20 protein-coding genes are annotated in these 25,746 nt (G+C 43.9%); 9 read left to right on the forward strand and 11 right to left on the reverse strand.

Features of this window, described 5'->3' with window-relative positions; translation table 11 throughout:
* Positions 1 to 85 precede the first annotated feature (85 nt).
* The 3 genes from Xedl_RS39865 to ybfF all read right to left on the reverse strand — a co-directional run bounded on the left by Xedl_RS39865 (position 86) and on the right by ybfF (position 3,957).
* Complete coding sequence (locus Xedl_RS39865) at positions 86 to 1,624, reverse strand: FAD/NAD(P)-binding protein (protein ID WP_074022367.1); 1,539 nt, start codon at positions 1,622 to 1,624, stop codon at positions 86 to 88.
* A 66-nt stretch (positions 1,625 to 1,690) separates the two neighbouring features.
* On the reverse strand, positions 1,691 to 2,722 hold the full coding sequence (locus tag Xedl_RS39870) for a methyltransferase (protein ID WP_074022368.1): 1,032 nt from the start codon (positions 2,720 to 2,722) through the stop codon (positions 1,691 to 1,693).
* A 455-nt stretch (positions 2,723 to 3,177) separates the two neighbouring features.
* Positions 3,178 to 3,957, reverse strand: coding sequence for an esterase (gene ybfF / locus Xedl_RS39875; protein WP_074022369.1), 780 nt, complete (start codon positions 3,955 to 3,957; stop codon positions 3,178 to 3,180).
* A gap of 259 nt (positions 3,958 to 4,216) precedes the next feature.
* On the opposite strand from ybfF, the gene seqA reads away from it, so the two are divergent.
* On the forward strand, positions 4,217 to 4,750 hold the full coding sequence (gene seqA, locus Xedl_RS39880; RefSeq protein WP_074022370.1) for a replication initiation negative regulator SeqA: 534 nt from the start codon (positions 4,217 to 4,219) through the stop codon (positions 4,748 to 4,750).
* Positions 4,751 to 4,847: 97 nt separating this feature from the next.
* The gene (gene pgm / locus Xedl_RS39885; RefSeq protein ID WP_074022371.1) at positions 4,848 to 6,488 is read left to right on the forward strand and encodes a phosphoglucomutase (alpha-D-glucose-1,6-bisphosphate-dependent); all 1,641 of its coding nucleotides are present in this window, start codon (positions 4,848 to 4,850) and stop codon (positions 6,486 to 6,488) included.
* A gap of 59 nt (positions 6,489 to 6,547) precedes the next feature.
* Here pgm and Xedl_RS39890 read toward each other — a convergent pair whose 3' ends face one another.
* Positions 6,548 to 6,976, reverse strand: a complete 429-nt coding sequence (locus tag Xedl_RS39890; protein ID WP_074022372.1) for an EamA family transporter — start codon at positions 6,974 to 6,976, stop codon at positions 6,548 to 6,550.
* A 543-nt stretch (positions 6,977 to 7,519) separates the two neighbouring features.
* Here Xedl_RS39890 and pulA point away from each other — a divergent pair.
* The gene (gene pulA, locus Xedl_RS39895; RefSeq protein ID WP_074022373.1) at positions 7,520 to 10,318 is read left to right on the forward strand and encodes a pullulanase-type alpha-1,6-glucosidase; all 2,799 of its coding nucleotides are present in this window, start codon (positions 7,520 to 7,522) and stop codon (positions 10,316 to 10,318) included.
* Between the two features lie 71 nt (positions 10,319 to 10,389).
* Here pulA and kdpD read toward each other — a convergent pair whose 3' ends face one another.
* The 5 genes from kdpD to kdpF are packed head-to-tail and all read right to left on the reverse strand — an operon-like array spanning position 10,390 to position 17,615.
* Positions 10,390 to 13,104, reverse strand: a complete 2,715-nt coding sequence (kdpD, locus tag Xedl_RS39900) for a two-component system sensor histidine kinase KdpD (protein WP_074022374.1) — start codon at positions 13,102 to 13,104, stop codon at positions 10,390 to 10,392.
* A 3-nt stretch (positions 13,105 to 13,107) separates the two neighbouring features.
* Positions 13,108 to 13,689 (reverse strand): potassium-transporting ATPase subunit KdpC, encoded by a 582-nt coding sequence (gene kdpC, locus Xedl_RS39905; RefSeq protein ID WP_074022375.1) that lies wholly within the window; start codon positions 13,687 to 13,689, stop codon positions 13,108 to 13,110.
* A gap of 55 nt (positions 13,690 to 13,744) precedes the next feature.
* A complete protein-coding gene (kdpB, locus tag Xedl_RS39910) occupies positions 13,745 to 15,811 on the reverse strand; it encodes a potassium-transporting ATPase subunit KdpB (protein WP_074022376.1) in 2,067 nt (688 codons plus the stop codon).
* A 16-nt stretch (positions 15,812 to 15,827) separates the two neighbouring features.
* Positions 15,828 to 17,525, reverse strand: coding sequence for a potassium-transporting ATPase subunit KdpA (gene kdpA / locus Xedl_RS39915; protein WP_074022377.1), 1,698 nt, complete (start codon positions 17,523 to 17,525; stop codon positions 15,828 to 15,830).
* On the reverse strand, positions 17,526 to 17,615 hold the full coding sequence (gene kdpF, locus Xedl_RS39920; RefSeq protein ID WP_074022378.1) for a K(+)-transporting ATPase subunit F: 90 nt from the start codon (positions 17,613 to 17,615) through the stop codon (positions 17,526 to 17,528).
* Positions 17,616 to 17,963: 348 nt separating this feature from the next.
* Here kdpF and Xedl_RS39925 point away from each other — a divergent pair, with 348 nt between their 5' ends.
* On the forward strand, positions 17,964 to 18,173 hold the full coding sequence (locus tag Xedl_RS39925) for a YbfA family protein (RefSeq protein WP_074022379.1): 210 nt from the start codon (positions 17,964 to 17,966) through the stop codon (positions 18,171 to 18,173).
* A 175-nt stretch (positions 18,174 to 18,348) separates the two neighbouring features.
* Positions 18,349 to 19,092, forward strand: a complete 744-nt coding sequence (locus Xedl_RS39930; RefSeq protein WP_074022380.1) for a type 2 GTP cyclohydrolase I — start codon at positions 18,349 to 18,351, stop codon at positions 19,090 to 19,092.
* 30 nt (positions 19,093 to 19,122) lie between these two features.
* Here Xedl_RS39930 and Xedl_RS39935 read toward each other — a convergent pair whose 3' ends face one another.
* Positions 19,123 to 20,271, reverse strand: coding sequence for an MFS transporter (locus Xedl_RS39935; protein WP_074022381.1), 1,149 nt, complete (start codon positions 20,269 to 20,271; stop codon positions 19,123 to 19,125).
* A 123-nt stretch (positions 20,272 to 20,394) separates the two neighbouring features.
* Here Xedl_RS39935 and Xedl_RS39940 point away from each other — a divergent pair, with 123 nt between their 5' ends.
* Positions 20,395 to 21,195 carry an AraC family transcriptional regulator gene (locus tag Xedl_RS39940; protein ID WP_074022382.1) on the forward strand — a complete coding sequence of 267 codons (801 nt, stop codon included), beginning with the start codon at positions 20,395 to 20,397 and terminating at the stop codon, positions 21,193 to 21,195.
* Between the two features lie 123 nt (positions 21,196 to 21,318).
* On the opposite strand, the gene Xedl_RS39945 is transcribed toward Xedl_RS39940, so the two are convergent.
* A complete protein-coding gene (locus Xedl_RS39945) occupies positions 21,319 to 22,602 on the reverse strand; it encodes a citrate synthase (protein WP_074022383.1) in 1,284 nt (427 codons plus the stop codon).
* Between the two features lie 620 nt (positions 22,603 to 23,222).
* Here Xedl_RS39945 and sdhC point away from each other — a divergent pair.
* The 3 genes from sdhC to sdhA are packed head-to-tail and all read left to right on the forward strand — an operon-like array spanning position 23,223 to position 25,720.
* Positions 23,223 to 23,612 carry a succinate dehydrogenase cytochrome b556 subunit gene (sdhC, locus tag Xedl_RS39950; RefSeq protein ID WP_074022583.1) on the forward strand — a complete coding sequence of 130 codons (390 nt, stop codon included), beginning with the start codon at positions 23,223 to 23,225 and terminating at the stop codon, positions 23,610 to 23,612.
* Positions 23,606 to 23,953, forward strand: coding sequence for a succinate dehydrogenase membrane anchor subunit (sdhD, locus tag Xedl_RS39955; RefSeq protein WP_074022384.1), 348 nt, complete (start codon positions 23,606 to 23,608; stop codon positions 23,951 to 23,953). The genes sdhC and sdhD overlap by 7 nt, the downstream gene beginning before the upstream one ends.
* Entirely contained in the window at positions 23,954 to 25,720 is a 1,767-nt protein-coding gene (gene sdhA / locus Xedl_RS39960; protein WP_074022385.1) for a succinate dehydrogenase flavoprotein subunit, read from the forward strand.
* Positions 25,721 to 25,746 lie beyond the last annotated feature (26 nt).

A 25,746-nucleotide genomic window follows, 5' to 3' on the forward strand; every position in this document is an offset into this window, starting at 1 on the left:
ATCCCTCTATGATTGCTTGCCATGGATCTTCCTCTTTTGCTGTCATAGCTTGAAGAAAAATCCATGTTGGGTGAAGCGGTTAAAATTATGTGCTCATTTCCAGCTCTTTTTCAGTATTACTGATAGTTGATGTGACCTGAACATCGGATTTCAGCATATTTTTAATAACCCGATTTGCTATATTCGTGACCACGACAAGGGCATTGGGCACCCATAACCGCTTATGCGCAGGCGTGCCAACAAACCAAATACTCTCTTTTTCCTTAAAGTCAGGGAGAATAGCGGCCATTTCTGGCGAGATCGATATGGCGCGTTCTGAACGCTGGCCGTGAGTATCAATCTCAAGTATCCCATCCTCGTCAATGATAAAGTCAGGTCGGTGATAACCCACCGCAGCGACAATAGCATCAAATGGTTGATAATCCCGTCCTAAGTTGACTAACCAGGTATCTGTTTCTCCTTTCTCTATAGCAACATTTAGCATTTCTCCTTTCTGAATGATCAGAGAACCACTATCCATATAGTGCAGAAGTTTTCGTGCATTGGGTAAAGCAATGGCGGTGATATAGCGATGAAGCATTTTTTCGACGTTGGGATGAAATGAACCGCCGAAATAGGCGTTATCATTTAAATGCACTTCGTTAATGACGTGCATGAAATTGGCTATCATATCTTGCCATTGACTTTTTCCTTGCTCGGCAATAGCGATTTCTTCACGCAGACGTTCCCGATAACTATTGGCATTAGAAAATTGCTCTCGCCACGGTATTTCTGTGTATTTGTTGAGTGCGCGGCAGAAATATTTCAGATACGCATGCTTCAATGAATCAGGAAAAATACTTGTCATTTGATTCCCCTTACGGGTCATTATCGACATTATATTTTCATGCTCAAAGAAGGTTCCAGGGCTTCGTATAAACCGTGAACGGACTGCGGGAATATCTCCTGACGGCGATGTCATGGTGACGTTATGGCCTTCACGACAGAGAAGAATAGCCGCATCGATTGCTGAAAGTTTACTGCCGATAACCAATACCCGTGATTGCGGGGGGATTCTGGCTAACATATCCTTCTCTGGATAGGGGCTGTGCATAAAGGTTGGGCGAGTCAAGTAGGGTTTCAACACCTCAGGGAGCCGAGAAGCACCTAATCCTGTACAGAAAATGACCTCGGTCACTTCCAGCGATTGAGGTGTCAGGCTATTACCGTACCAGATCGTATAATAGCGATGTGAATTGACCTTCAATCCCCTAAACCAGTCAGGTACATGGAAAACCTCAATACCAGCCTTAAGAGCGAGAGTACTAAATTCCAGAAATCTTTCATTCAGATAGTTGCCTACCCACTGCCGCGGTACGAAAGATTCTGGTGTAACGCTATGCCCGTGTTTATGCAAATAATCCAGAAAATCCAGAGGGTTATCTGCCACGACTGACATGGTATCGACCGAGGTATTACACAATACATCGCCATCCAAATTGAAAAAAGCCATTCCTGGGCCAACAGGCCCAGGTTCTATAATATAAATAATTTGTGCCGCACGCTGTTGCACTGCTGCGATGAATGTCGCCACCCCAGCAGCCCCGCCTCCGACAATGGCAAGACTTCTTTTGTGAAAAGACATCACTATTTCCTCAATATATTGTGAAAATAAGGAAGTTTTTACCTGGCTGACTTAATGCTCAGGAACTCATTCGGCAATGGCTTCAATAATCGAAATATGACAGCCTGTATTAATGACACGATTGAGTTTCAAGCCTGCGTTAGCCAATAATTGTCGGAATTCATCCTCTGTGCGTTCACGCCCTTCTTCGTAGATCCCCATACAGAGAAGATCCATTTCCTTACCTGCATGGGAAACGTTGCCATTAGGGATCACCGGATCCATTACCAATACGCGTCCATCAGGGGACATCGCTTGTCGGCAGTTACGTAGAATGCGGATACATTGTTCATCAGACCAGTCGTGCATAATGTACTTGAGCAGATATATATCGCCCTGAGGACATGACTCGAAAAAGTCACCAGAAGCAATATCCCACCGCGTATCGTCACCTAGTGCGCCAAGTTCATGTCTGGCCAGTACATGTGATTGGTCGAAAAGTATCCCTCGCAGAGTGGTATTAGCCTGTAATACTTCTAATAACAAGCCACCAAATCCGCCCGCTATATCGACAACTGTTGCGTTTTTCGGGAAGTCATAACTGTGCACGAGAAACAAATTTTCCACTTTAGACATTGAGGACATACCGACGTGAAAATCATCAGATTGCGTGTCCGTCTGTGCCCAATAATCAAAGAAAGAAAGTCCGTAGAGGTGTTTGAAGGCTGGATTACCACGGACACTTTCTACAATCTCACCAAGAGATTGCCAGCATGTCCGGTCAGTCAACATCAAAACTGCGGCGCGGAGGGAATGGTGTGTATCTTTGCGCAGAAATTCTGCGGCTGGGGTGAGTGAAAACGATTTTTCTTCGGTTTCATGAAAGATATTCCGTGTGGCAAGTAACCGCAGAACGCGGTGTAGCTGTTGCTCTTGGGCTCCGACAGTTTTGGCGAGTTCATGCACTGTTTTTGGCCCACTGCTCAAATGATCGGCTACACCGAGAACCGTGGCAGCACGAAGTGCCGCTTGATAGGTATATCCCATTGTTTGATTAAGTAAATGTAAAGCTGCTGATGTGTAGTTAGAAATTGCTGTGTTATTATTTAATATGTTCATATCGATCTCATTTATAATTTTAAATTAAAATTAAAAAAATATAAAAATACTTTATTATTGCATTTACATTATTAATCTGGAATTTGTTCATTTTGCAATCACAAAAAATCTTATATGAAAGTATATTGTTATCATAATTATTATTAATTGGAGAGTAATAAGTAAGATTGTTTTTACGAGAAGGCCACGTTGTGACATTAAGTAATATAATAAAAAACTCATTAGTGTTTGATGAAAACCCCATTATAAATGATGGCAGTAATTTATATTATTTGCGTAATGAAAGTTGATATCATAACGATATGTTGTTCTAATATTTACTGTTTTAGAAATAGCATTAATAGTAAAGTCATCCCCCGTAATAAAATTACATTTTCATCACTGCCTTAGTGATGGCATTTTTATATTGATTCTTTATTTTATCAACCCATCGTAATATGGGTTGATGTCCGCTATTATTTTGTGCCTAAAAAACGATGAATTGCCCTGAGTACAGCTTCAGGTTTTTCTGCATGCACCCAATGCCCACAACCCGCGACAACCCATGCCGTTGCTTGTGGAAATTGGTTGATAATATCTTCCCGATATTCTTCAGTAACGTAATCTGAATTTCCACCACGGATAAACAGGGCGGGTTCATGCCATGCAGAAATAGTTTCCCAACCGATAATTTTTTCGTATTCTTTTTGCAAAACGGACAAATTGAATTTCCATTCTCCTTGACGGAATGATTTCAGTAAAAATTGAATAACACCCTCTTCCCGAATATCCTGGCGCATAATGTCTGCTGCTGCTTGTCGGGTCTGTACACCGGCTGCCGTGACTTTGGTCAGTGCTGCGAAAATGCTGTCATGGCGGCGAACCGGGTAAGCAATGGGCGCCATATCAATCACCACGATTTTTTCAATCCGTTCTGGCGCAATAGCGGTCATGGTCATGGCGATTTTGCCACCCATTGAATGCCCAATAATAGTGGCTTTGGGCACAATTAGCTCATCAAGCAGTGTCAGGACATCCTGCGCCATATCGCGATAATCCATATTTTCCAGACGTGGTGAGAGACCGTGGTTACGTACATCGATTTGGATCACTGAATAATGTTGCTGCAAATCACGTCCCAATACGCCCAAATTGTTTAAATCTCCAAACAGCCCATGAATCAAGACAATGGGCGTTGACGATTGCGGATTTTCTACAGTGTGAAGATGATAATTTAATTGACGATTTGACTTCATAATTTGCCTGAATTTAATACCATTTATACAATGTTTAATATTGCCATGATTAATATCATGGCACGTGAATTGTGACAAACTCCATGAGATGAAATAGTTGTAACTAATTGATTTATTTTAAAGGAAAGTCGCTTTCCTAAAGATTCTCAATTTTAAAAGGAAGCGCTTTAAGTTATTGAAAGTTTAATTGTTTTGTTTTGTGGCATTATATCTTATAATCCCAGAATAATTTTTTCATTAAGAACAGTACTGGATAGAAATGAAAACGATAGAAGTTGATGAAGAACTTTACCGCTTTATTGCAAGCCAAACTCTGCATATCGGTGAAAGTGCATCTGATATTTTACGGCGCATATTGAAGTTAGACGTCGGGCAGCCAGTACAAATTACAGAGCCTGCCAACAACCCTGCACCTGTTGTTAAAACCCCGATTGTCCGTTCTCGTGATGCTGTCCGCGTTATTCGTGAATTATTGCTTTCTGATGAATATGCTGAAAAGAAAAAATCTGTTGAGCGCTTTATGCTGATTTTGTCGGTATTGTATAGCCTGAACAGCGAGAGTTTTTCTAAAGCAACGGAAGCGATGCGTGGTCGCACCCGTACCTATTTCGCCGGTGATGAATACACTTTATTGGCTAACGGTAAGCAAACTAAGCCACGTCACGTTTCCGGTACCCCTTTTTGGGTGATCACTAATACCAATACTGACCGTAAACGCAGCATGATTGAACATATTATGCAGGATATGAAGTTTCCGGCAAATTTGATTGAAAAAGTGTGTGGCACTATTTAATTCAATGAGTTAGTTGCCCTACTATGAATACAATCGCTTAGTTTATTAGTACTGCGCTGGCGATAAGTCAGTGCAGTTTCCCAGGAGAAATAATAAAGTGGCAATTCATCCAAGAGCAGGGCAGCTCGCCCAGCAGCATGATTTAATCAATATTGCTCAGCTCACTTCACAGTACTACACCTTACAACCACATCCTGAAAATCCAGCACATAAGGTCAAATTTGGGACTTCCGGCCATCGCGGCAGTGCTGGACGCAATAGTTTTAACGAAGCGCATATTCTGGCTATTTCGCAGGCGATTGTGGAAGTGCGTTCGCAACATGGGATTACTGGACCATGTTATGTGGGTAAAGATACCCATGCACTTTCAGAAGCGGCATTTATCTCCGTATTGGAAGTATTAACGGCGAATGGTGTAGATGTAATTGTGCAGGAAAATAATGGGTTTACACCGACTCCGGCCATTTCCCACGCTATCTTATGCCATAACCGTCAGGGAAAAAGTTTGGCTGATGGTATTGTGATTACACCATCCCATAACCCGCCAGAAGATGGTGGTATTAAATATAATCCGCCTAACGGCGGGCCAGCCGATACCGATTTGACGGCAATCATTGAACAACGTGCAAATGCATTATTGGCCATTGGTTTCAATGGGATCAAACGTCTGCCTTATGAACAGGCATTAAAAAGTGAATATCTGCATGCCCAAGATTTGATCGATCCTTATGTGACTGCACTGGGTGACGTGGTGGATATGGCAGCGATCCAACAGGCAGGCTTAAAGATTGGTATTGATCCACTGGGCGGCTCAGGGATTGCCTACTGGCAACGGATTGGGGAATATTACAATCTCGATCTGACATTGGTTAATGATAAGGTCGATCAGACATTCCGTTTTATGACTTTGGATCATGATGGCGTGATCCGTATGGATTGTTCATCCCGTTGGGCGATGGCGGGGTTACTGGAGCTGCGTGGTAAATTTGATTTAGCCTTCGCCAATGATCCTGATTATGACCGTCATGGGATTATTACGCCGGCAGGTTTGATGAATCCTAACCATTACTTAGCAACGGCTGTCGATTATCTATTTCGTCATCGTCCACAATGGCCGAAAAATATCGCAGTGGGTAAGACATTGGTTTCCAGCGCCATGATTGATCGTGTTGTCGCCGATCTGGGACGTGAATTAATCGAAGTTCCCGTCGGTTTTAAATGGTTTGTGGACGGGTTGCATAAAGGCAAGCTGGGCTTTGGGGGAGAAGAAAGTGCCGGCGCATCTTTCCTGCGTTTTGATGGCACTCCGTGGTCAACCGATAAAGATGGCATTATCCTCTGCTTGTTGGCGGCTGAAATGACCGCAATGACGGGTGAGAATCCACAGCAACGCTACGACAAACTGGCGGCCAGATTTGGCACACCAAGCTATAGCCGTATTCAGGCTCCAGCGACTCATCAGCAAAAAGCACTGCTGTCCAAATTGTCACCGGAAATGGTTAAGGCCGATATATTGGCAGGTGACCCGATTACTGCCCGTTTGACCACTGCATCGGGTAATGGCGCTTCCATTGGTGGCTTGAAAGTGATGAGTGACAATGGTTGGTTTGCCGCCCGTCCTTCTGGTACGGAAGAGGCCTATAAAATCTATTGCGAAAGCTTCCTTGGTGCGGAGCATCGTGAAAAAATTGAACAAGAGGCACAGGAAATCGTCAATCAGGTATTTGCTGCGGGTTGATTGTTTTCTATTTTTGGCCGGAAAAACACCAGCCGTAGCAACTGCTACGGCTGGTGTTTTTATCCCAAAGCAACCATCAAAGCGCCTATGGCAATCAATCCGACGCCGGCGGAAGTCACCAGAGATATTTTCTCGCCAAATAGAATTACCGCCAGAACGACCGCAAATACCACGCTCAATTTATCGATAGGAGCAACCTGAGAAACGTGACCATGTTTGATCGCCAAAAAATAGAAGAGCCAAGAGAGAGCTCCGGCAATACCACTTAATAGGATAAACAGTAGCGCTTTACGATTGGCAAGAATTTCACTGATAAGATTCAATTTGCCCTGCACAACGACAACGCCTACCAGAAACAGTGCCATAATGACAGCACGAATAGCGGTTGCTGTATTGGCATCCAAATTTTGTAACCCAATCTTTCCAAAGATAGCAACCAGCGCTGCCGTTAGCGCGGAGAGTAAGGCATAAATCAGCCATGTACTCATATTCAATTAATCCTGTGTTTGATATTAACGTGTTGTCTCAGAGGAGTGAATAATAGGCTAATTTTGTTGATCTGAATATATAGAACTCCACTAAAATGCAGAAAAATTTTATGTGCTTTAATTTTTGAATTTCTGCAATTTTTGATTATGTGAACGTTAATTATATGAAAGTACCATTAATTAAAGGTTGTCCAGAGAGTTTAAATTAATTCATGCAAAAAATCAGATCCAATTTTCTTACAAAACGCCTTTTATGATGAGCATCACAAAAGGTAACTCAGCCTTTATTCTCCTCCTGATATTTATTAATAAAGGAGGAGGTGAACTTATCTAATACAATGTTTAATCATTATTTTCATTTTATTAAAAATAAAATAATTGATGTGATCTTTCTATTAAAAAGGTTTGACTATGAAATCTGACTTTTGGAGAAAGGTTTATCTTATTGTATTCGGCAGCTTATTCATTTTATCACTGACAAGTTGCGTACAAGATAACTGTATACAAAATAAAAATCATTCGCTCAACTCCCAGGAGGAACTGATGGCACCTAGTTTGAAACAAATATCGGGTAGTGAACAAATCTATCGTTGTCATTCTGAGTCAGACATTTCTCAAGCTTCCGCACATTGGGTTGATCGACAAACATTATTATGGTCAGGTGGAGCAGGCCAGCCTATTGTTCGCTTATATTACAATCTCAACAATAAGGTAGAGCCTAATAACCAAGGTTATTTTACCGATAACTATCTGACGCTAACACCAACGAACTTACATCAAGAGACAGCAAGCCGATTTCCTCATCTGGCAAAATGGGCAGCATTCCGTCTACCAGAAGGAACAGATATCGATCTCCTTCTGACCGGAGATTTGGTCGTATTGGCGGCTAATGAGCAAGGTTTGCTAATATCAGCAACTCAGATACAAACGGCGGGTGTATTGGATGATCGTTTTGCTGATGCTGCTGATAAGCTGGAATATGGGGCACGGATAAACGATAAGGGAGTGATTTTCCGTTTATGGGCACCAATTGCCCAAGAAGTTGGCCTGGTTATTTATAATCAGGATAAGCAGGTTATCGCCAATTATACAATGGAACGCGATGCTGCAAGTGGCTCCTGGTCATGGCAAGGCGATGAGAAATTGATTGGTGCTTACTATCGTTATGCCTTAAACGTTTATCATCCATCTTCCCGTAATGTGGAACGTTATGAAGTTACCGATCCCTATTCTTATAGCCTGTCTACTAATTCAGAATATAGCCAGATTGTTAATTTGGATGATGCATCTTTAAAACCGCAAAACTGGGATAACCTGTTGACGCCGCACGCACAAGATACAGCAACGGATATTGCCCGCATGGCTATCTATGAAGCGCATATTCGCGATCTTTCTGTTGCCGACAGCACGATACCAGCAGACTGGCGTGGTAAATATCTGGCACTGACTGACAAGAACAGCGATATGTTCAAGCATCTTAAAGCGTTAAGTCAGGCGGGAATGACGCATATGGAGTTATTGCCTGTGTTTGATATCGCTTCCATTAATGAATTTAGCCATCAGGTGGCTGATCTTGATCACCCTTTTAAACGTCTATGTCAGGTCAATCCAATGGTGAAAAATAGCCGTTTTGCCAGTTATTGCCATAGTTCATTGACTATACGGGAGGTTTTGCAGCAATTGCGGCGTGATGACAATATCAACAATCCACAGGTACAAGAATTAAATACGATGGTGGCAAAGACGGATTCCTATAACTGGGGCTACGATCCGTTTCACTATTCAGTGCCGGAAGGCTCTTATGCCACTGATCCAGAAGGTTCCGGTCGTATAAAAGAGTTTCGCTCTATGATCCAGACTATCAAGCAGCAACTGGGCATGAATGTGATTATGGATGTTGTCTACAACCATACCGATGCAGCAGGTTTTACGTCCCGGACGTCAGTGTTGGATAAGATCGTGCCTTGGTATTACCACCGCTTAGATGAGATAACAGGTAATGTTGAAAGTAATACCTGTTGTGCTGACACTGCGCCTGAACGCCGCATGTTTGCCAAACTGATTGAAGACTCACTGGTGACCTGGGTTAAAGATTATAAAATAGATGCATTCCGGTTCGACTTAATGGGCTATCACCCCAAAACGCAAATTATATCGGCACTAGAAAAAGTACGGGCGATTAACCCATCGATCTACTTTTTCGGCGAGGGCTGGAATTCTGGGCAGGATGATCGATTTGAAACTGCCTCACAAGTTAATCTTAAAGGGAGTGGCATTGGAACCTTCTCTGATCGGTTGCGAGATGCGGTACGTGGTGGCGGGCCTTTTGATGTTGCCGATAGTATTCGCAGTCATCAGGGCGTTGGTAATGGTGCCGAAATATTACCGAACGAAATTTCTAACTTAGAGGCAGATCAAGTTCGTCATTTATGGGATCTGGTTCGTCTTGGCATGGCGGGTAATTTGGCGGATTTCGTCATGATCGATAAAGATGGCGAGGTAAAAGCAGGCAAGGAAATTAATTATAAGGGCACTGCTGCGGGTTATGCACTCGATCCCACTGAAGTACTGAATTATGTATCTAAGCATGACAATCAAACATTGTGGGACATTATTAGCTATAAAGCTGCCCAAGAAGCGGATTTGATGACGAGGGTTCGTATGCAGGCACTCTCTCTTGCGACGGTATTCCTTGGACAAGGTCTGGCTTTTGATCAACAAGGGTCAGAGCTATTGCGTTCAAAATCATTTACCCGTGATTCTTATGAGGCTGGCGATTGGTTTAATCGTGTTAGCTATGACTATAAAGACAATAATTATGACGTGGGATTACCTGAACGGGGTAATGACGGCAAAAATTATCCACTGATTAGTCGGGTGAAAAATCAGGTGGAAAAACCAGACCAAAATGAATTATTACAGATGATGGCGTTTTATCAGGAGCTATTGCGTTTACGTCAATTTTCACCACTGATGACACTTGGCGATGGTGCTGCTGTCAGGCAACGTGTTGATTTCGTTAATGTTGGTTCTCATCAGCAACTTGGTTTACTGGTCATGACGATTGATGATGGCAATATGACGTCGGATGATCGTGATTGGCGGTTTGATGGTTTGGTCGTCGTCATTAATGCTGCACCTTGGTCTGTGATTGTCAACGATCTTAATGTCGAGGGGCTGAAATTAAATGATATTCAACGTGAATTAGGTGAAGCGTCTTTGGCTGCGGGAATACAGATAACAAAAAATGGTGAGGTAATTATGCCCGCATGGTCGGCAGCCGTGTTAGTTCTGCCACAAGAAGGAATTCGTGGAACCGGTTTGCCTGTTCGCAGGAAATAATGAAATCAGGCATATTGTTTGACAGGCGCATTGTTTGAATATATTGAGTTTGGGGGCGGGCTCATTTTTATTTACATCTCCTTGAGATTATTTTCAATTTTTGGTGGCTCTTCCAACGGCAGACGAAAATGAAAACTAGCACCGCCTTTTCTATTGTTCGCCGCCCATATTTTTCCACCGTGGATTTCAATAATGGAGCGGCAGATTGCCAAACCTAATCCGACACCAGGTATAGCCGATTCTTTGCTGGTGCGTGAAAACTGATCAAAGATAAGTTTTTCTTGTCCTTGTGGAATTTCTGTGACTGTATTCCAAACTTCAATATGCAACTGTTTTTTTTCATATTTTTTTTCTATTGTGGCTCGTATGCCTAAGGGTGTTTGTTCATTGGTGTATTTAATGGCATTTTCCAGCAGGTTGATAAAAACACGTTCCAACAAGGTGGCATCACAGTGCAATAATAAATTGTCAGGTAAAGAAAGTTCTACAATATAGTGATTGAGGGTATGTTCCAGAGAGCGCAAAGCATTGCCGACAATGTCTTCCAGTGGATGCCATGCAAGATTAAGCTGAATGCCTCCTGATTGTAGTCGTGCCATATCAAGCAGGTTATTAACTAGTCGAGAAAGGCTGAGAATTTGCTGGCGGATTTGATTAACTTGTTGGATACGGGGAGAGTTTTCGGTGGATAAATCCAACATCAGTATTTCAGCCTGCCCAAATAGTACGGTCAACGGGGTAAGTAAGTCGTGAGAGAGTGCTGCCAGTAATGAATTACGTAATTGCTCCCGCTCAGTTTCTAACTTGGCAGATTCTGCACTGCGGGTAAGGTGCAAGCGTTCCAGTGCATTGGCAATGAGTCCCGTGAAGATTTGTAATAACCTTTGCTGCTCCGGCACCAGTAGTTGACGTTGGTTAGGGGATTCAATAGCGAGAACGGCAAAGACCTGCGAGGGCGTAGCGATAGGCAGTAATTGATAAGGAACTGCCGGTAATGTATCAGTACCCGCGCCAGCAGGTTGTTTTTTCTCAAAACACCATTTGGCGATCGCTTCGTCGATCTGCATCTGACCACCATTATTGGCTTTCACTTGATATAAATGTTGGTTGCTATCGGGCAGCAGCAGCCCTGTTTTTGCCTGAAAGCTGTTGGATAGAAAGTGATAGCTGATACGGGCTACGTCTTCTTCGTTCAGAGCTTTGCTCAATGTACGAGTTATTTCGTATAGATGCCGTGTTCGTTGTTCGCGATAACGGGCGACTCTGGCTTGATAGCGTATACCAGAAGTGAGATTTCCAACAACTGCCCCGACAATCAGCATTACAGCCAGTGTGAGCAGATATTGTATGTTTTTGACTTCCAATGACCAACGTGGTTGGACAAAGAAAAGATCAAAACTGATGACATTGACAAAAGCAGCAAAGACAGATGGCCAGCGACCATAAAACAGAGCGATAATGACAACACCGAGCAGGTAGAGTGCCACCAGATTGGCTTTATCCAGGGTCAGCAAGAAGGTTCGGGAAAAGAGGGTAATCAGGGCACAAAGTACAATCGCCATCAAAAAACCCTGGATCGGGACTCGCCATTTATCATTGAATGTTCGGTTATCTTTTGGCTCTTTGTCTCCGTGTTTTTTGTCTTCCAACGCGACAATAATCAAATCCAAATCAGGGCCGAGTTTTCCCAGCCGCTCTGAAAAGTCACGATACCATTTAAAGTCGAAAAAATTTACCTGTGAATTGTAATAGCGACCAATCAGGATCTTACCCAGATTATGCTCTCTGGCGTAGCGCAGGATGGCTTTTTTTTCATCAGAATCGGAAAGTGTTGCGGTTTCAGCGCCCAGATCTTGTGCCAGCTTTAAGGCTTGCAAAATGGTACGTCGTTTGCCTTCTGGCAGTCGATGTAGTTTGGGCGTTTCAACGTAAACGGCATGCCAGGTACAGTTGAGCTTTGCTGCCAGGCGAGCGGCTTTCCGAATCAGTTTTTCATTGCCGGCGTTGTAGCCAATACACAACAGTAAATTCTCTTGCGTATGCCATACGGGCTCTTTTCCTCTCGTATCACGAAAAGCGCGCATTTGGTCATCTACGCGATCTGCCGTACGACGCAGAGCCAATTCACGCAGGGCAATCAGGTTCCCTTTGCGAAAAAAATGTTCAATAGCACGCTCTGCCTGACCTGAAATATAAACCTTACCATCGTTGAGCCGCTGACGCAGATCATCAGGCGGAAGATCGACCAGCACCACATCATCGGCCTGATCAAAGATATGGTCAGGAACGGTTTCCCGAACGCGAATACCGGTAATACCGCCGACAACATCATTCAAACTTTCCAAATGTTGCACATTGATGGTCGTCAGTACATCAATGCCAGCTTCCAGTAATTCTTCAACATCTTGCCAGCGCTTCGGGTGGCGACAACCTTTAGGGTTACTGAATGCCAGTTCATCCATCAGAATAATGGCCGGATGGCGGGCAAGGGCTGCATCAATATCAAATGCCGCTATCCTGCGTTCATTATGGCGGAAATATTTTGCTGGTAATTGGGGTAAACCTTTCAGTAGGGCTGCGGTTTCTTGTCGATCATGAGTTTCAACCACGCCGACAATGATATCTAACCCTTGTGCCAGCAGCCGTTGAGCTTCTTGCAACATGGCATAAGTTTTGCCAACACCCGCACAAGCACCAAAAAATATTTTGAGTTTGCCACGTGGTTTTTCGTTTGCCAGTGTCAGTAATTCATCAGGATCAGGGCGCTGTGGTTCATTTTGTTCCATGTCTTAATCTGCCTTTTGGTTCAGGTTATCCAACGCCAGATTCAGTTTCAGTACATTGACTATGGGCTGCCCCATATATTCCAGCAGGGGATATTGAATGTGTTGCTGAATGAGCTGATGGATGACTGCAAGTGGTATATGACGGGCTATCGCCACGCGTTGTGCCTGAAATTCAGCCGCTTCAGGAGATATATGGGGATCGAGTCCGCTACCTGATGCCATGATTAAATCAACAGGGATCGGATAATTTCCGGGATGATTAAATAAACGTTCTCGGATGATGTTTTGGTGTATTTTACTGTTCAGTATAGGGTTGGTCATAGCGAGATTACTGCCTCCAGATGACAGGGTGTTATACGGTTTTTCGGCCGTCATAGAAGGTCGCCCATGAAAATAGATAGCTTCGGTAAAATGTTGGCCAATTAATTCAGAGCCAACCCATTTGCCATTCTGCTCGATTAGCGATCCTTTGGCTTGATGGGGAAATAAAAATTCGGCTATTCCCGTCACCAGTAATGGATAGGCAATCCCCGTGATGAGGCTAAGAAATACCAGCAGAACAATGGAAGAACGTAACCAGATCATTTTTCATCACCTTATTTGAAGCCCGATTTTTAAATACGCGGTAGTTAAAAGATCGTTAGTTAAACATTAAGGCAGTGAGCAATAGGTCAATCAGCTTGATACCCACAAAAGGCACCAGCAGGCCACCAAGGCCATATACCCATAGATTCCGGCGCAAGAGTGACAATGCATTCATTGGGCGATAACTGACACCTTTTAGGGCTAATGGCAGTAAAAAGATGATAATTATCGCATTGAAGATAACCGCAGACAGTACCGCAGATTCTGGCGAATGCAGATGCATAATGTTCAACACATTAAGTTGTGGATATGTGACCGAAAAAGCAGCGGGAATGATGGCAAAATATTTAGCAATATCATTGGCAATACTGAATGTGGTCAAAGCCCCGCGCGTCATTAGCATCTGTTTGCCGATATGTACAACCTCGATTAGCTTGGTGGGATTGGAATCCAGGTCAACCATATTGCCGGCTTCTTTCGCTGCTTGTGTACCTGAATTCATGGCAACAGCAACATCTGCTTGTGCCAGCGCAGGTGCATCGTTTGTACCATCACCCGTCATGGCAACCAGACGCCCTTCGGATTGATATTGGCGGATAAGGGCGAGTTTCGCTTCGGGAGTGGCTTCTGCCAGAAAGTCATCAACACCAGCTTCGGCGGCAATTGCCGCGGCAGTGAGATGATTGTCACCCGTGATCATGACAGTCTTGATCCCCATTTTGCGCATTTCACTGAAGCGTTCTTTAATGCCACCTTTCACAATATCTTTTAAGGCAACCACACCTAAGACTTGCTGATTCTCAGCCACAACCAAGGGAGTTCCTCCCTTATGCGCAACTTGTTGTACCAATTTATCAATCACATCCGGGAAATGGCTATGATTAGCTTCAATATGGCGGCGAATAGCATCGACCGCCCCTTTGCGGATCATACGGTTACCAATATTGACGCCACTCATGCGCGTCATTGCAGAGAAGGGGACAAATGTCGCGTTTAATGCCCGAAGATCACGTTCACGCATATTGAAACGTTGTTTCGCTAAGATCACGATACTGCGGCCTTCCGGTGTTTCATCTGCAAGGGAAGAGAGTTGAGCGGCATCAGCCAACTGCTGTTCTGTTACACCCGATGCAGGTAAAAATTGGGATGCCTGACGATTGCCTAGCGTGATAGTGCCCGTTTTATCAAGTAGTAAAACATCTACATCCCCGGCGGCTTCAATGGCTCGTCCGCTGGTGGCAATGACATTGGCTTCCAGCATACGGCTCATACCTGCAACCCCAATGGCTGACAGTAATCCGCCAATCGTGGTGGGGATCAGGCAAACCAGTAAGGCAATTAATACGGTAAGTGTGATCGGCGCGCCAGATTGGTTGGCTTGGACGCTGAATAAGGAAAAAGGCAGCAGGCTTATACAGACCAGCAGGAAAATAATGGTCAGTGCAGTAAGTAAAATGGTGAGGGCTATTTCATTGGGTGTTTTACGTCGTTTAGCTCCTTCAACCATTGAGATCATTCTGTCTAAAAACGTTTCTCCCGGATTGACTGTACATTCGACGATTAACCAGTCTGATAAAACTCGCGTACCGCCAGTGACAGAAGAAAAATCACCGCCGGATTCACGGATAACGGGGGCAGATTCTCCTGTAATCGCGCTTTCATCAACGGAAGCCCCTCCTTCAAGGACTTCGCCATCACAAGGGATAATTTCTCCTGCTTCTACCAGTACAATATCGCCTTTGCGTAAAGTGTCAGAAGTGACTTTTTCTTTTGCAGCCTCACGGCTGGATGATGCCAGTTTGGTCGCCCAATTAGTTCTTTTGACCCCTTTCAGGCTGGATGCTTGAGCTTTGCTACGTCCTTCGGCCAGCGCTTCTGCAAAGTTGGCAAACAGTACGGTGAACCATAGCCAGAGAGCAATAGCACCGGTAAAGAGTGCACTGCCCGTTAATTGCCCCACTAATATGCCGATCCATAAGGCAGTGGTCAGGCAGCTTACTACATAAACAACGAACATGACCGGATTGCGCCATTGTTGAGCCGGATGGCATTTTTTTAACGCACCGATAAGTGCATGGCGGATTAGAGTCGGTTCAAATAATACGTGTTGTTTGTTCTTCATTCGTCACCTCACATTCTCACGGCCAAAGTTGTAGCTGTTCTGCGATGGGACCCAGCGCCAGCGAAGGAATAAACGTAAGGGCACCAATGAGTAAGATGACCAGAATTAATAACCCAATGAAGAGTGAGCCGTGAGTTGGTAAAGTGCCGTTGCTAATCGGCTGGCGTTTTTTGTTAACCATAGAACCTGCGATTGCCAAAACAGGCAGAATGAGACCAAAGCGTCCAAGAAACATGATGACGCCCAACAATAGGTTGTAAAAGACATTATTGGCATTGAGTCCGGCAAAGGCACTGCCGTTGTTGTTGGCAGCAGATGAGAAAGCATAAAGCACTTCGGTGAAGCCATGAGCGCCAGGATTTGCAATAGCGCTGCGGCCTACGTCGATTGAAATTGCCAGAGCAGTGCCTAATAAAACAAGCGAAGGCGTGATTAAAATCGCCAATGCGACCATTTTCATGTCATAAACATCGATTTTTTTGCCTAAGTATTCTGGTGCACGGCCAATCATCAAGCCGGCAATAAATACGGCAAGCAGAACGAACAGTAATATGCCATAAAAGCCGGAACCTGCCCCACCGAATATAATTTCACCAATCTGCATCAACCAGAGCGGTATCATGCCACCCAGTGCAGTAAAGGAGTCATGCATCGCATTTACGGCACCACAAGAAGCGGCTGTCGTCACAACGCTATAGAGAGAAGAAGCAAGGATACCAAAGCGGGCTTCCTTACCTTCCATATTAAAGTGGTTACCAATATTAGGATGGATGAGATGGGAATTACCTGCGGTTTCGGCATACATGACAACGCTGGCGGCAATAATGAAAATAATGCTGATTGCCCAGAGTAAGGCGTATCCCTGTCGATTGTCGCCAACAACCAGACCGAATGCGAAATATAATGCGCAAGGGATCAAGAAAATAGCCAGGATCTGGACAAAGTTACTCAGTGAAGTTGGGTTTTCAAATGGATGGGCTGAGTTTGCGCCAAAAAATCCTCCACCATTAGTGCCCAAAAGTTTTATCGCTTCTTGGGAAGCGACTGGCCCCATAGGCAACAATTGTTGTTGTCCCTCAAGCGAGTGAATGAGGACATAGGGAGAAAAGTTTTGGATAACGCCTTGACTGACAAAGAATAAGGCTACAATGATTGCAAGCGGCAACAAAAGATATACAGTAATACGTGTGATGTCGATCCACGCATTTCCCACTGTTTTAGTGCCTTGACGGGAAAACGCCCGCATTAAGGCAAAAGCCACAGCAATTCCCGTTGCCGCAGACAGAAAATTCTGAACAGTCAATCCGGCCATTTGGCTCAGGTAACTGAGGGTATTTTCCCCGCTATAAGCTTGCCAATTGGTATTAGTGATAAAGCTGATCGCGGTATTAAGAGCCAGATCCCATTTCATGCCAACAAGATGTTGTGGATTCAGGGGCAGATGGCCTTGGCTTATCAGCAGAATAAACAGTAGTAATAGTCCGGCTATGTTGAATATGATGATAGCGAGAGCATACTGCCACCAGTTCATTTCTTTGACATCACTGCCCGGTTTATTCAGGCCACAACAGCGCCATAAGATGGCTTCTGTTTTAGTCAGCCAGCGAGGTAGTTCGCCTTCGACGAGCCTGGCAATCAGGATACCAAGAGGTTTACCCAATAGAAACAGCATGAGCAGGAAACTGGCAATCAGGAAAAAAGCGGCTATTGCCATTTAAAAATCCTCCGCATTCAATAACGCATAAATGAGATAACCCAGTAATAGCGTCACCAGAAAAATGCCAAGGATCAGGAAGGTATTCATGGTGATGTATCTCCTTGCTTATTTCTTTAAGAAATAGTCAGTTACAGCATAGAAATACCAGACAAAGAAGTTATTAAAAGGATTTTCGAAAGCGTAAAAAAGTACCAATAATTTGCGGAATTCATCGACAAAGCATCATAAAGCAAGTGTAGCAAACTATGTCGAGTTAATTTTTTGTTTTCGATTTGTTTGTTTTGTTTCTGTTTAAGAATAATTTTGTAATTGAATTACGCAACCATGGAAAAAAAGCGATTTATTCCACTAAAAAGTGGTCGGATGAGTAGTAAGTTTTCATTTTATCGGATAAAATTTTGTGCATATTACAGGTTAAGCCCGTGGGGGGCATCAATGTCTATATATCGTGCATACTCTTGGCATCAGATTATTTTGCGGCGTATTGGCGCTATATCACTGGGTGTCATTGCGCTTCCTGTTATGCTATTTCGTCGTGATCGTGCCCGCTTTTATAGTTATCTGCATAAAGTATGGCTAAAAACCAGCGATAAGCCAGTATGGCTGGAACGTTCAGAAGTGACTTTAGAGACTCGGAATCACTAAAATAGCATCATGATTAAGCCTGACAGGGCATTTTGAATTAACATATTGAACGCTATATTTTGGCACCTTGCCGGTTTATGCTGGCAAGGTGTTTTTGTTTTATATTGGATTTAGTTAATTCATGGCAGGTATGTATTTTATGATGAAAAAAATGCTAAGTGACAAGGGGGATGTGATGAACAATGTTGAATTGGAGTATGTGCTTAATACGGAATTGAAGATCCGTGAATTCCAAGATTACGCTCCCAATGGATTACAGGTGGAAGGTCGCTCCCATGTCCAGAGAGTGATTACAGGTGTGACAGCTTGTCAGGCACTGTTGGATGAAGCTGTTCGCCTTGAGGCAGATGCTGTCATTGTTCATCATGGATATTTTTGGAAGAATGAATCTCCTGTTATTCGTGGCATGAAACGTCGCCGTTTGCAAACACTACTTTGCAATGATATCAACCTGTATGGTTATCATCTTCCATTAGATGCTCATCCTGCTTTGGGTAACAATACCCAATTGGCACGCCAGATGGGGGTGAAGGTTATCGGCGAAATTGATACTCTTCTTCCTCATGGTGCTTTTGATCAGCCTATTACACCAGCAGAATTGACTGAACGTCTTGAAAAAAGCCTGGAAAGAAAGATACTGCATTGCGGTGATAATGCACCAGAAGAGATACGCACACTGGCATGGTGTACAGGCGGCGGCCAAAGTTTTATTGAACAGGCGGCTGAGTTTGGTGTTGATGCCTTTGTGACGGGAGAAGTATCGGAAAAAACTATCCATGTTGCCCGCGAAATGGGACTCCATTTTTTTGCAGCAGGACACCATGCGACAGAGCGCTATGGTATCAAAGCGCTCGGTGAATGGCTGGCAAATAATTATAGATTGGATGTGACTTTTATCGATATTCCCAATCCGGCTTGATTTTTAATTAATTTACATAGCCCCTGGATTTTATTTCCATTTTGGGATTTGGGGCTTTTTAGCTTGCAAGAGAGATAAAACAGTGATTGCGATCCCACAACATATTAATACGCTGCCTAATGCCTGACTCCAGCCCGCCAGTGCCAAACCAACTCCCAGCAGCAAATAGTAAAATAACCCAAGTAAAGCACCGGCTGTGCCTAGCCTATCTGAATAGTGGGTTAATGCAGAAGCTAAAATATTCGGTATCGCCAGTCCATAAGCGATGACTATTCCTGACATGGGAAAAATAAAGAGCCAGCTATTTTCGAGCAAGTATACGCCGATCCCACTGAATAAACTCATTAATGAAGTAAGGACAACTAATTGGGTTGATATCCATTGTTGTTTTAATAGATATTTGTTTAATAGTGAGCCTAATACAACGCCAAAAGTTAATAACAGGCCAGTATAACCAAATACTGTCTGGGATAATCCAAATTGTTGGAAACGAAATGGCGCTAATTGGTAATAGCTGAACAAACAAATATTGAAAAATGCGATCAAAAACGCATTTCGCCAAATTGAAATATCTTTAAGCATCATAATTCCTGTGCTTAATAAAGCCACTTTTGTTACGTTGGTTGGGCGAGTTTCTGGTAATCGGGCAATAGACCAACAGGTCAGGATAACCGCCAAAATAATTAACCCGGTAAAGACTGCCTTATAGCCAGCAAAATAGTTCAATGTTGAACCACTGAGCATACCAATGGCAGGGCTGCTTGCTAAGGCAATTCCCATGATAGAGAAGACATGTGCTAACTCTTCCCCACGATAAGCATCACGCATCATGGTTTGTGTGCCGATAGAGCCAACTGCGGCTCCGAAAGCAGATAGCATTCTGGCAACGAGTAATAACCAAAATTGTTGTGTCAATAATGCCAGCAGAGAAGCGAGGCCATAGAGTGATAGGCCAGCAATAATCGTTGGGCGCCTGCCAATGACATCACACATACGCCCCCATACGACAACTCCAAAGGAAAAAGCAAAAAAGTAGAGTGATAATGTTTGGGCTGCTCGCTCTGGGGTGACGGAAAACCCAACGGCGATATTGATTAATGCAGGGCTATAGATAGTTTCTACGATCTGCGGGAACATCATCAAGGCGATAGCAAGCCAAAGTGATGGTTTAGTTTGCATGATTTTTTTCTTTTGCTGATAAGTAGGTAATGGCTTGAAAGGTTAGCATTATGGCTATTGTCTTTTTATGAAAATAAAGACTATTTATTTACCTTATCGGACATTAAATCAGTAGGAATGAATATGACATGGTTGCAACAAAGTGATTATTTTGATCCTGATAGCTTGAATATACCTGTGATAGGGATTGCAGCAGAAATGGGGCAACACGATTCTGGCTTTCATCAACATGATATGGGGCAATTGCTGTTTACCCAGCGGGGCTGTATCAAGATCACATTGGCAAACCAGATCTCCGTTTTGCCCCCAACCAGAGTGGCATGGATCCCTCCTAAGACACGGCATCGGGCAGAAATGCGTGGCTCTGTAGGCTACCGTTCTATTTATTTAAATTCTAACTATTTAAATTCTAATTACCTGAAATCACCTGAAATGGCATTATTTTCGATGCAAAGTGAAGTATTGGCAGCCACACCATTATTACAGGCTCTTTTGGAGCGTATCGCGATATCTTCTTTTGACTCTGATTGGCATCAGGGAAAAGGAGCAAATTTGTTAGCACTATTTTTTGATGAAATTCGCGAGGCGCGTAGGGAACCAACCTTATTGTCGTTGCCGTCTGATCGACGATTAACTCATTTGTCATTTGATCATCTGCCGTCACCATTGCACATACTGGCTACTGATATTGGTGCCAGTGAGAAAACCATTACCCGAATATTTCAGCGTGAAACAGGAATGAATTATCAACAGTGGCGGCAGCAATGGCGATTGGTAAAGGCAATAGAATTGTTGGCGCAGAATAAAACGTTATCCTACGTTGCACAGGAACTTGGTTTTGTCAACGATAGTGCATTTGTGACCTTTTTTCGCAAAATCATGGGGAGACCGCCAAGGGAATATATGGCGGGATCAGAGAGATAAAATAAAACTGCACCTCTAATATCAGAATAAAAACGGGTATGAGAGGTGCAGAAATACACTATTCAAAATGTGCCAGAATATGATCAAGATATAACCAAAATATGAATAGTATTATTGATCAAATTACTTTTTCAACGGGCTCTTGAAATCGCGTTTCGTGTGACCAGTATAAAGCTGGCGTGGACGTGCGATCTTCAAACCTTCATCGTGCATTTCATTCCAATGTGCAATCCAGCCAATAGTACGGGCAATGGCGAAAATCACGGTGAACATGGTTGACGGAATACCCATGGCTTTCAGGATAATGCCTGAATAGAAGTCGACGTTTGGATACAGTTTTTTCTCAATGAAGTATGGGTCATGCAAGGCAATGCGTTCTAATTCCATTGCTACTTCCAGCAGACTGTCATTCAAACCGAGCTCATTTAGCACTTCATGGCAGGTTTCACGCATCACTGTCGCGCGAGGGTCATAGTTTTTGTAAACACGGTGACCAAAGCCCATCAGGCGGAAAGAGTCATTTTTGTCTTTGGCGCGCGCGATGAATTCAGGGATGTGTTCGACAGTTTGGATCTCCTCCAGCATCCGCAAGCAGGCTTCATTTGCTCCACCATGTGCTGGTCCCCAGAGAGATGCAATACCCGCAGCAATACAAGCAAATGGGTTGGCACCAGAAGAGCCCGCAGTGCGCACCGTTGAAGTTGACGCATTTTGCTCATGATCTGCATGCAGAATGAAAATACGATCCATAGCGCGTTCTAATACTGGATTAACCTTATATTCCTCACACGGTGTTGAGAACATCATGTGCAGGAAGTTAGCCGCATAAGACAGATCGTTGCGTGGATAAACGAAAGGTTGACCAATGGAATATTTGTAACACATTGCCGCAACTGTTGGCATTTTGGACAGCAGGCGGTAAGCAGTGATTTCACGGTGACGAGGATTATGGACATCCAGGGCGTCATGATAGAAGGCAGCCAGTGCGCCTGTAACACCACAAAGTACAGCCATTGGATGGGAATCACGGCGGAAGCCGTGGAACAGACGGGTGATCTGTTCGTGGATCATAGTATGGCGAGTCACCGTAGTTTTAAATTTTTTATATTCTTCGGGAGTGGGGGGCTCGCCATATAGCAGAATGTAACAGACTTCCAGATAGGTCGATTCCGTTGCAAGCTGATCGATGGGAAAACCACGGTGTAGCAAAATGCCTTCATTGCCATCAATATAGGTGATTTTCGACTCACAGGAGGCAGTGGAAGTAAAACCTGGATCATAAGTATAGAAGCCTTTTGAGCCGAGGGTACGAACGTCAATCACTTCAGGACCTAGGGTCGGCGTTAGTACGTCTAGTTCGATAGCAGCTGAACCATTTATGTTCAACGTAGCCTTTTTATCAGCCATTTATATCTCCTTAGCGCTTATTTTTATAACCCCTAACAACCAGATAGGCGCAATTTATACTGTGCCAAAGGCATTGTGCTACCGGAGAGAATTTAAAATCAGGCTGGTATCACATTTAACGCTGAAATCTCATTACGGATGACAATGGTTTTCAGGTTGTTAAAAAGTTTCTGGAAGTTATGTTTAAAGTATTATTGACATAAAATGTTACCATTTTGTGCTTATGTAATACTTTTGCATAACTTTTATCTTTCGTTAAGATTAATTTTTCATCATAAAATGATGGAAAATAATATATAGCGATATATATGTAAGATAAATGTTTAATCTTTGTCAAACAAGATTGTGGGTTTCATGAATAATGTTTGAAGCGTGATCTTTCTCACTGTTCAAGCTAAATGTTAATAATCATATTGTGTGGGAATTGTAATAACAATGTGAAGTACTTATACTTCTGTGAGGTCTCCGGATTATCCTGATGTAGGAGCACCCAGCGTAACCAAATCACAACTTTTGATGAACAGTAAGGATTGTTTAAGTTATATGTTGTGTCTTTGTATCCTCTTTAGCGCTGTCTGATTCCCGCCCAGGACCGGAGGATGGAAAATAAAAAAAGCTTTGTGGGCAAAATTGTGAAAAAACAAAGACCTGTCAACCTTGATCTGCGGACGATTAACCAACCCGTCTCCGCGATAGCTTCGATCTTGCACCGTATCTCAGGCGTCATCACCTTTATCGCAGTTGGAATTCTACTGTGGTTATTGGGGATGTCATTGTCTTCGCAAGAGGGCTTCCTGCAAGCATCTGAAATCATGACTGGCTTCTTCGCCAAATTTATCCTGTGGGGGATATTGACGGCGTTGGCTTACCACATCTGTGGAGGTATTCGCCATGTATTGATGGATTTTGGTTTTCTGGAAGAAAATCTCGCTACCGGTAGTGCATCTGCCAAAGTAGCAATAGCAATCGCGGTTATTCTGTCCATTCTGGCTGGGGTATTATTATGGTAAGCAACGCATCCGCTTTGGGTCGTACGGGTATTCAGGATTGGCTGCTACTGCGCGCATCCGCAATTATTATTGTTTTGTACGTTCTTTATCTCGTTGGTTTTGTCGCAACAACGTCGGACATTACCTATGAAGTTTGGCGTGGTTTCTTTTCTTCATCCCTCACTAAAGTATTCACCGTGTTGACACTGTTTTCCATTCTAATCCATGCATGGATTGGCATGTGGCAGGTACTGACAGATTATGTCAAGCCGCTCGCACTGCGTCTGGTTTTGCAACTGGTGATTATTGTAGCGCTGTTAACTTATTTGATTTACGGAACAATGGTTGTGTGGGGTGCATAAATGAAACTACCAGTAAGAGAGTTTGACGCTGTTGTTATTGGTGCTGGTGGCGCAGGTATGCGTGCAGCACTGCAAATTTCACAAATGGGTTTATCCTGTGCTTTGATTTCCAAGGTGTTTCCAACTCGTTCCCACACTGTATCAGCACAGGGCGGGATCACTGTCGCTTTGGGCAATTCCCATGAAGATAATTGGGAATGGCACATGTATGATACGGTGAAAGGCTCCGATTATATTGGTGATCAGGATGCTATCGAATATATGTGTAAAACTGGCCCAGAAGCAATTTTAGAACTGGAGCACATGGGATTGCCATTCTCTCGTCTGGATAATGGCCGTATTTACCAACGGCCATTTGGTGGGCAATCCAGGAATTTTGGTGGTGAACAGGCTGCTCGTACTGCTGCCGCTGCTGACCGAACTGGTCACGCTTTATTGCATACTCTGTATCAGCAGAATTTAAAAAACCACACGACTATTTTCTCCGAATGGTATTCGTTGGATCTGGTTAAGAATCAAGATGGTGCCATTGTCGGTTGTACCGCGATTTGTATTGAAACCGGTGAAGTGGTCTATTTCAAAGCCAAAGCGACTATTCTGGCAACGGGTGGTGCTGGCCGTATTTTCCAATCCACAACCAATGCACATATTAATACCGGTGATGGCGTGGGAATGGCATTGCGTGCAGGAGTTCCTGTTCAGGATATGGAAATGTGGCAATTCCACCCAACTGGCATTGCTGGCGCAGGGGTTCTGGTTACAGAAGGTTGCCGTGGTGAAGGGGGTTACCTGCTGAATAAAGACGGTGAACGCTTTATGGAGCGCTATGCACCAAATGCTAAAGACCTTGCTGGCCGTGATGTGGTCGCCCGTTCTATGATGATCGAAATCCGTGAAGGCCGTGGTTGTGAAGGTCCATGGGGTCCGCACGTGAAACTGAAACTGGATCATCTGGGTAAAGAAGTCTTGGAATCTCGCCTGCCAGGTATCCTTGAATTATCCCGTACTTTCGCTCACGTCGATCCGGTAAAAGAGCCGATCCCTGTTATTCCAACTTGTCACTATATGATGGGCGGTATCCCAACTAAAATCACGGGTCAGGCGTTGACAGTAAATGAAAAAGGCGAAGATGTGGTGATCCCTGGTTTGTTTGCTGTCGGTGAGATCGCTTGCGTATCTGTTCACGGCGCAAACCGTTTGGGTGGTAACTCACTGCTTGACCTGGTGGTATTTGGTCGTTCCGCGGGCTTGCATTTGAAAGAGTGTCTGATGGAACAAGGCACTAGTCGTGATGCCAGCGAATCTGATGTCGATGCGGCACTGCAACGTCTTAACCGCTGGAATGATACCCGCTCAGGTGAAGATCCAGTGGAAATCCGCAAAGCATTGCAAGCTTGCATGCAGCATAATTTTTCGGTATTCCGTGAAGGTGATGCGATGGCAAGAGGGCTGGAAGAACTGAAAGTGATCCGTGAACGCCTGAAAAATGCTCGTCTGGATGACACTTCATCAGAATTCAATACCCAACGCATTGAATGTTTGGAATTGGATAACCTGATGGAAACCGCTTATTCCACTGCGGTTGCTGCGAACTTCCGTACAGAAAGCCGTGGTGCCCATAGCCGCTTTGATTATCCAGAGCGTGATGATGCTAACTGGCTGTGCCATAGCCTGTATTTACCGCAAACTGAGAGCATGGCTCGTCGTGAAGTGAATATGCAGCCAACGCTGCGTGAAGCTTTCCCGCCAAAAGTGCGTTCTTACTAATTGCGTTGCTGATGTTCCAGTTGCGG

Source organism: Xenorhabdus eapokensis (assembly GCF_001908105.1).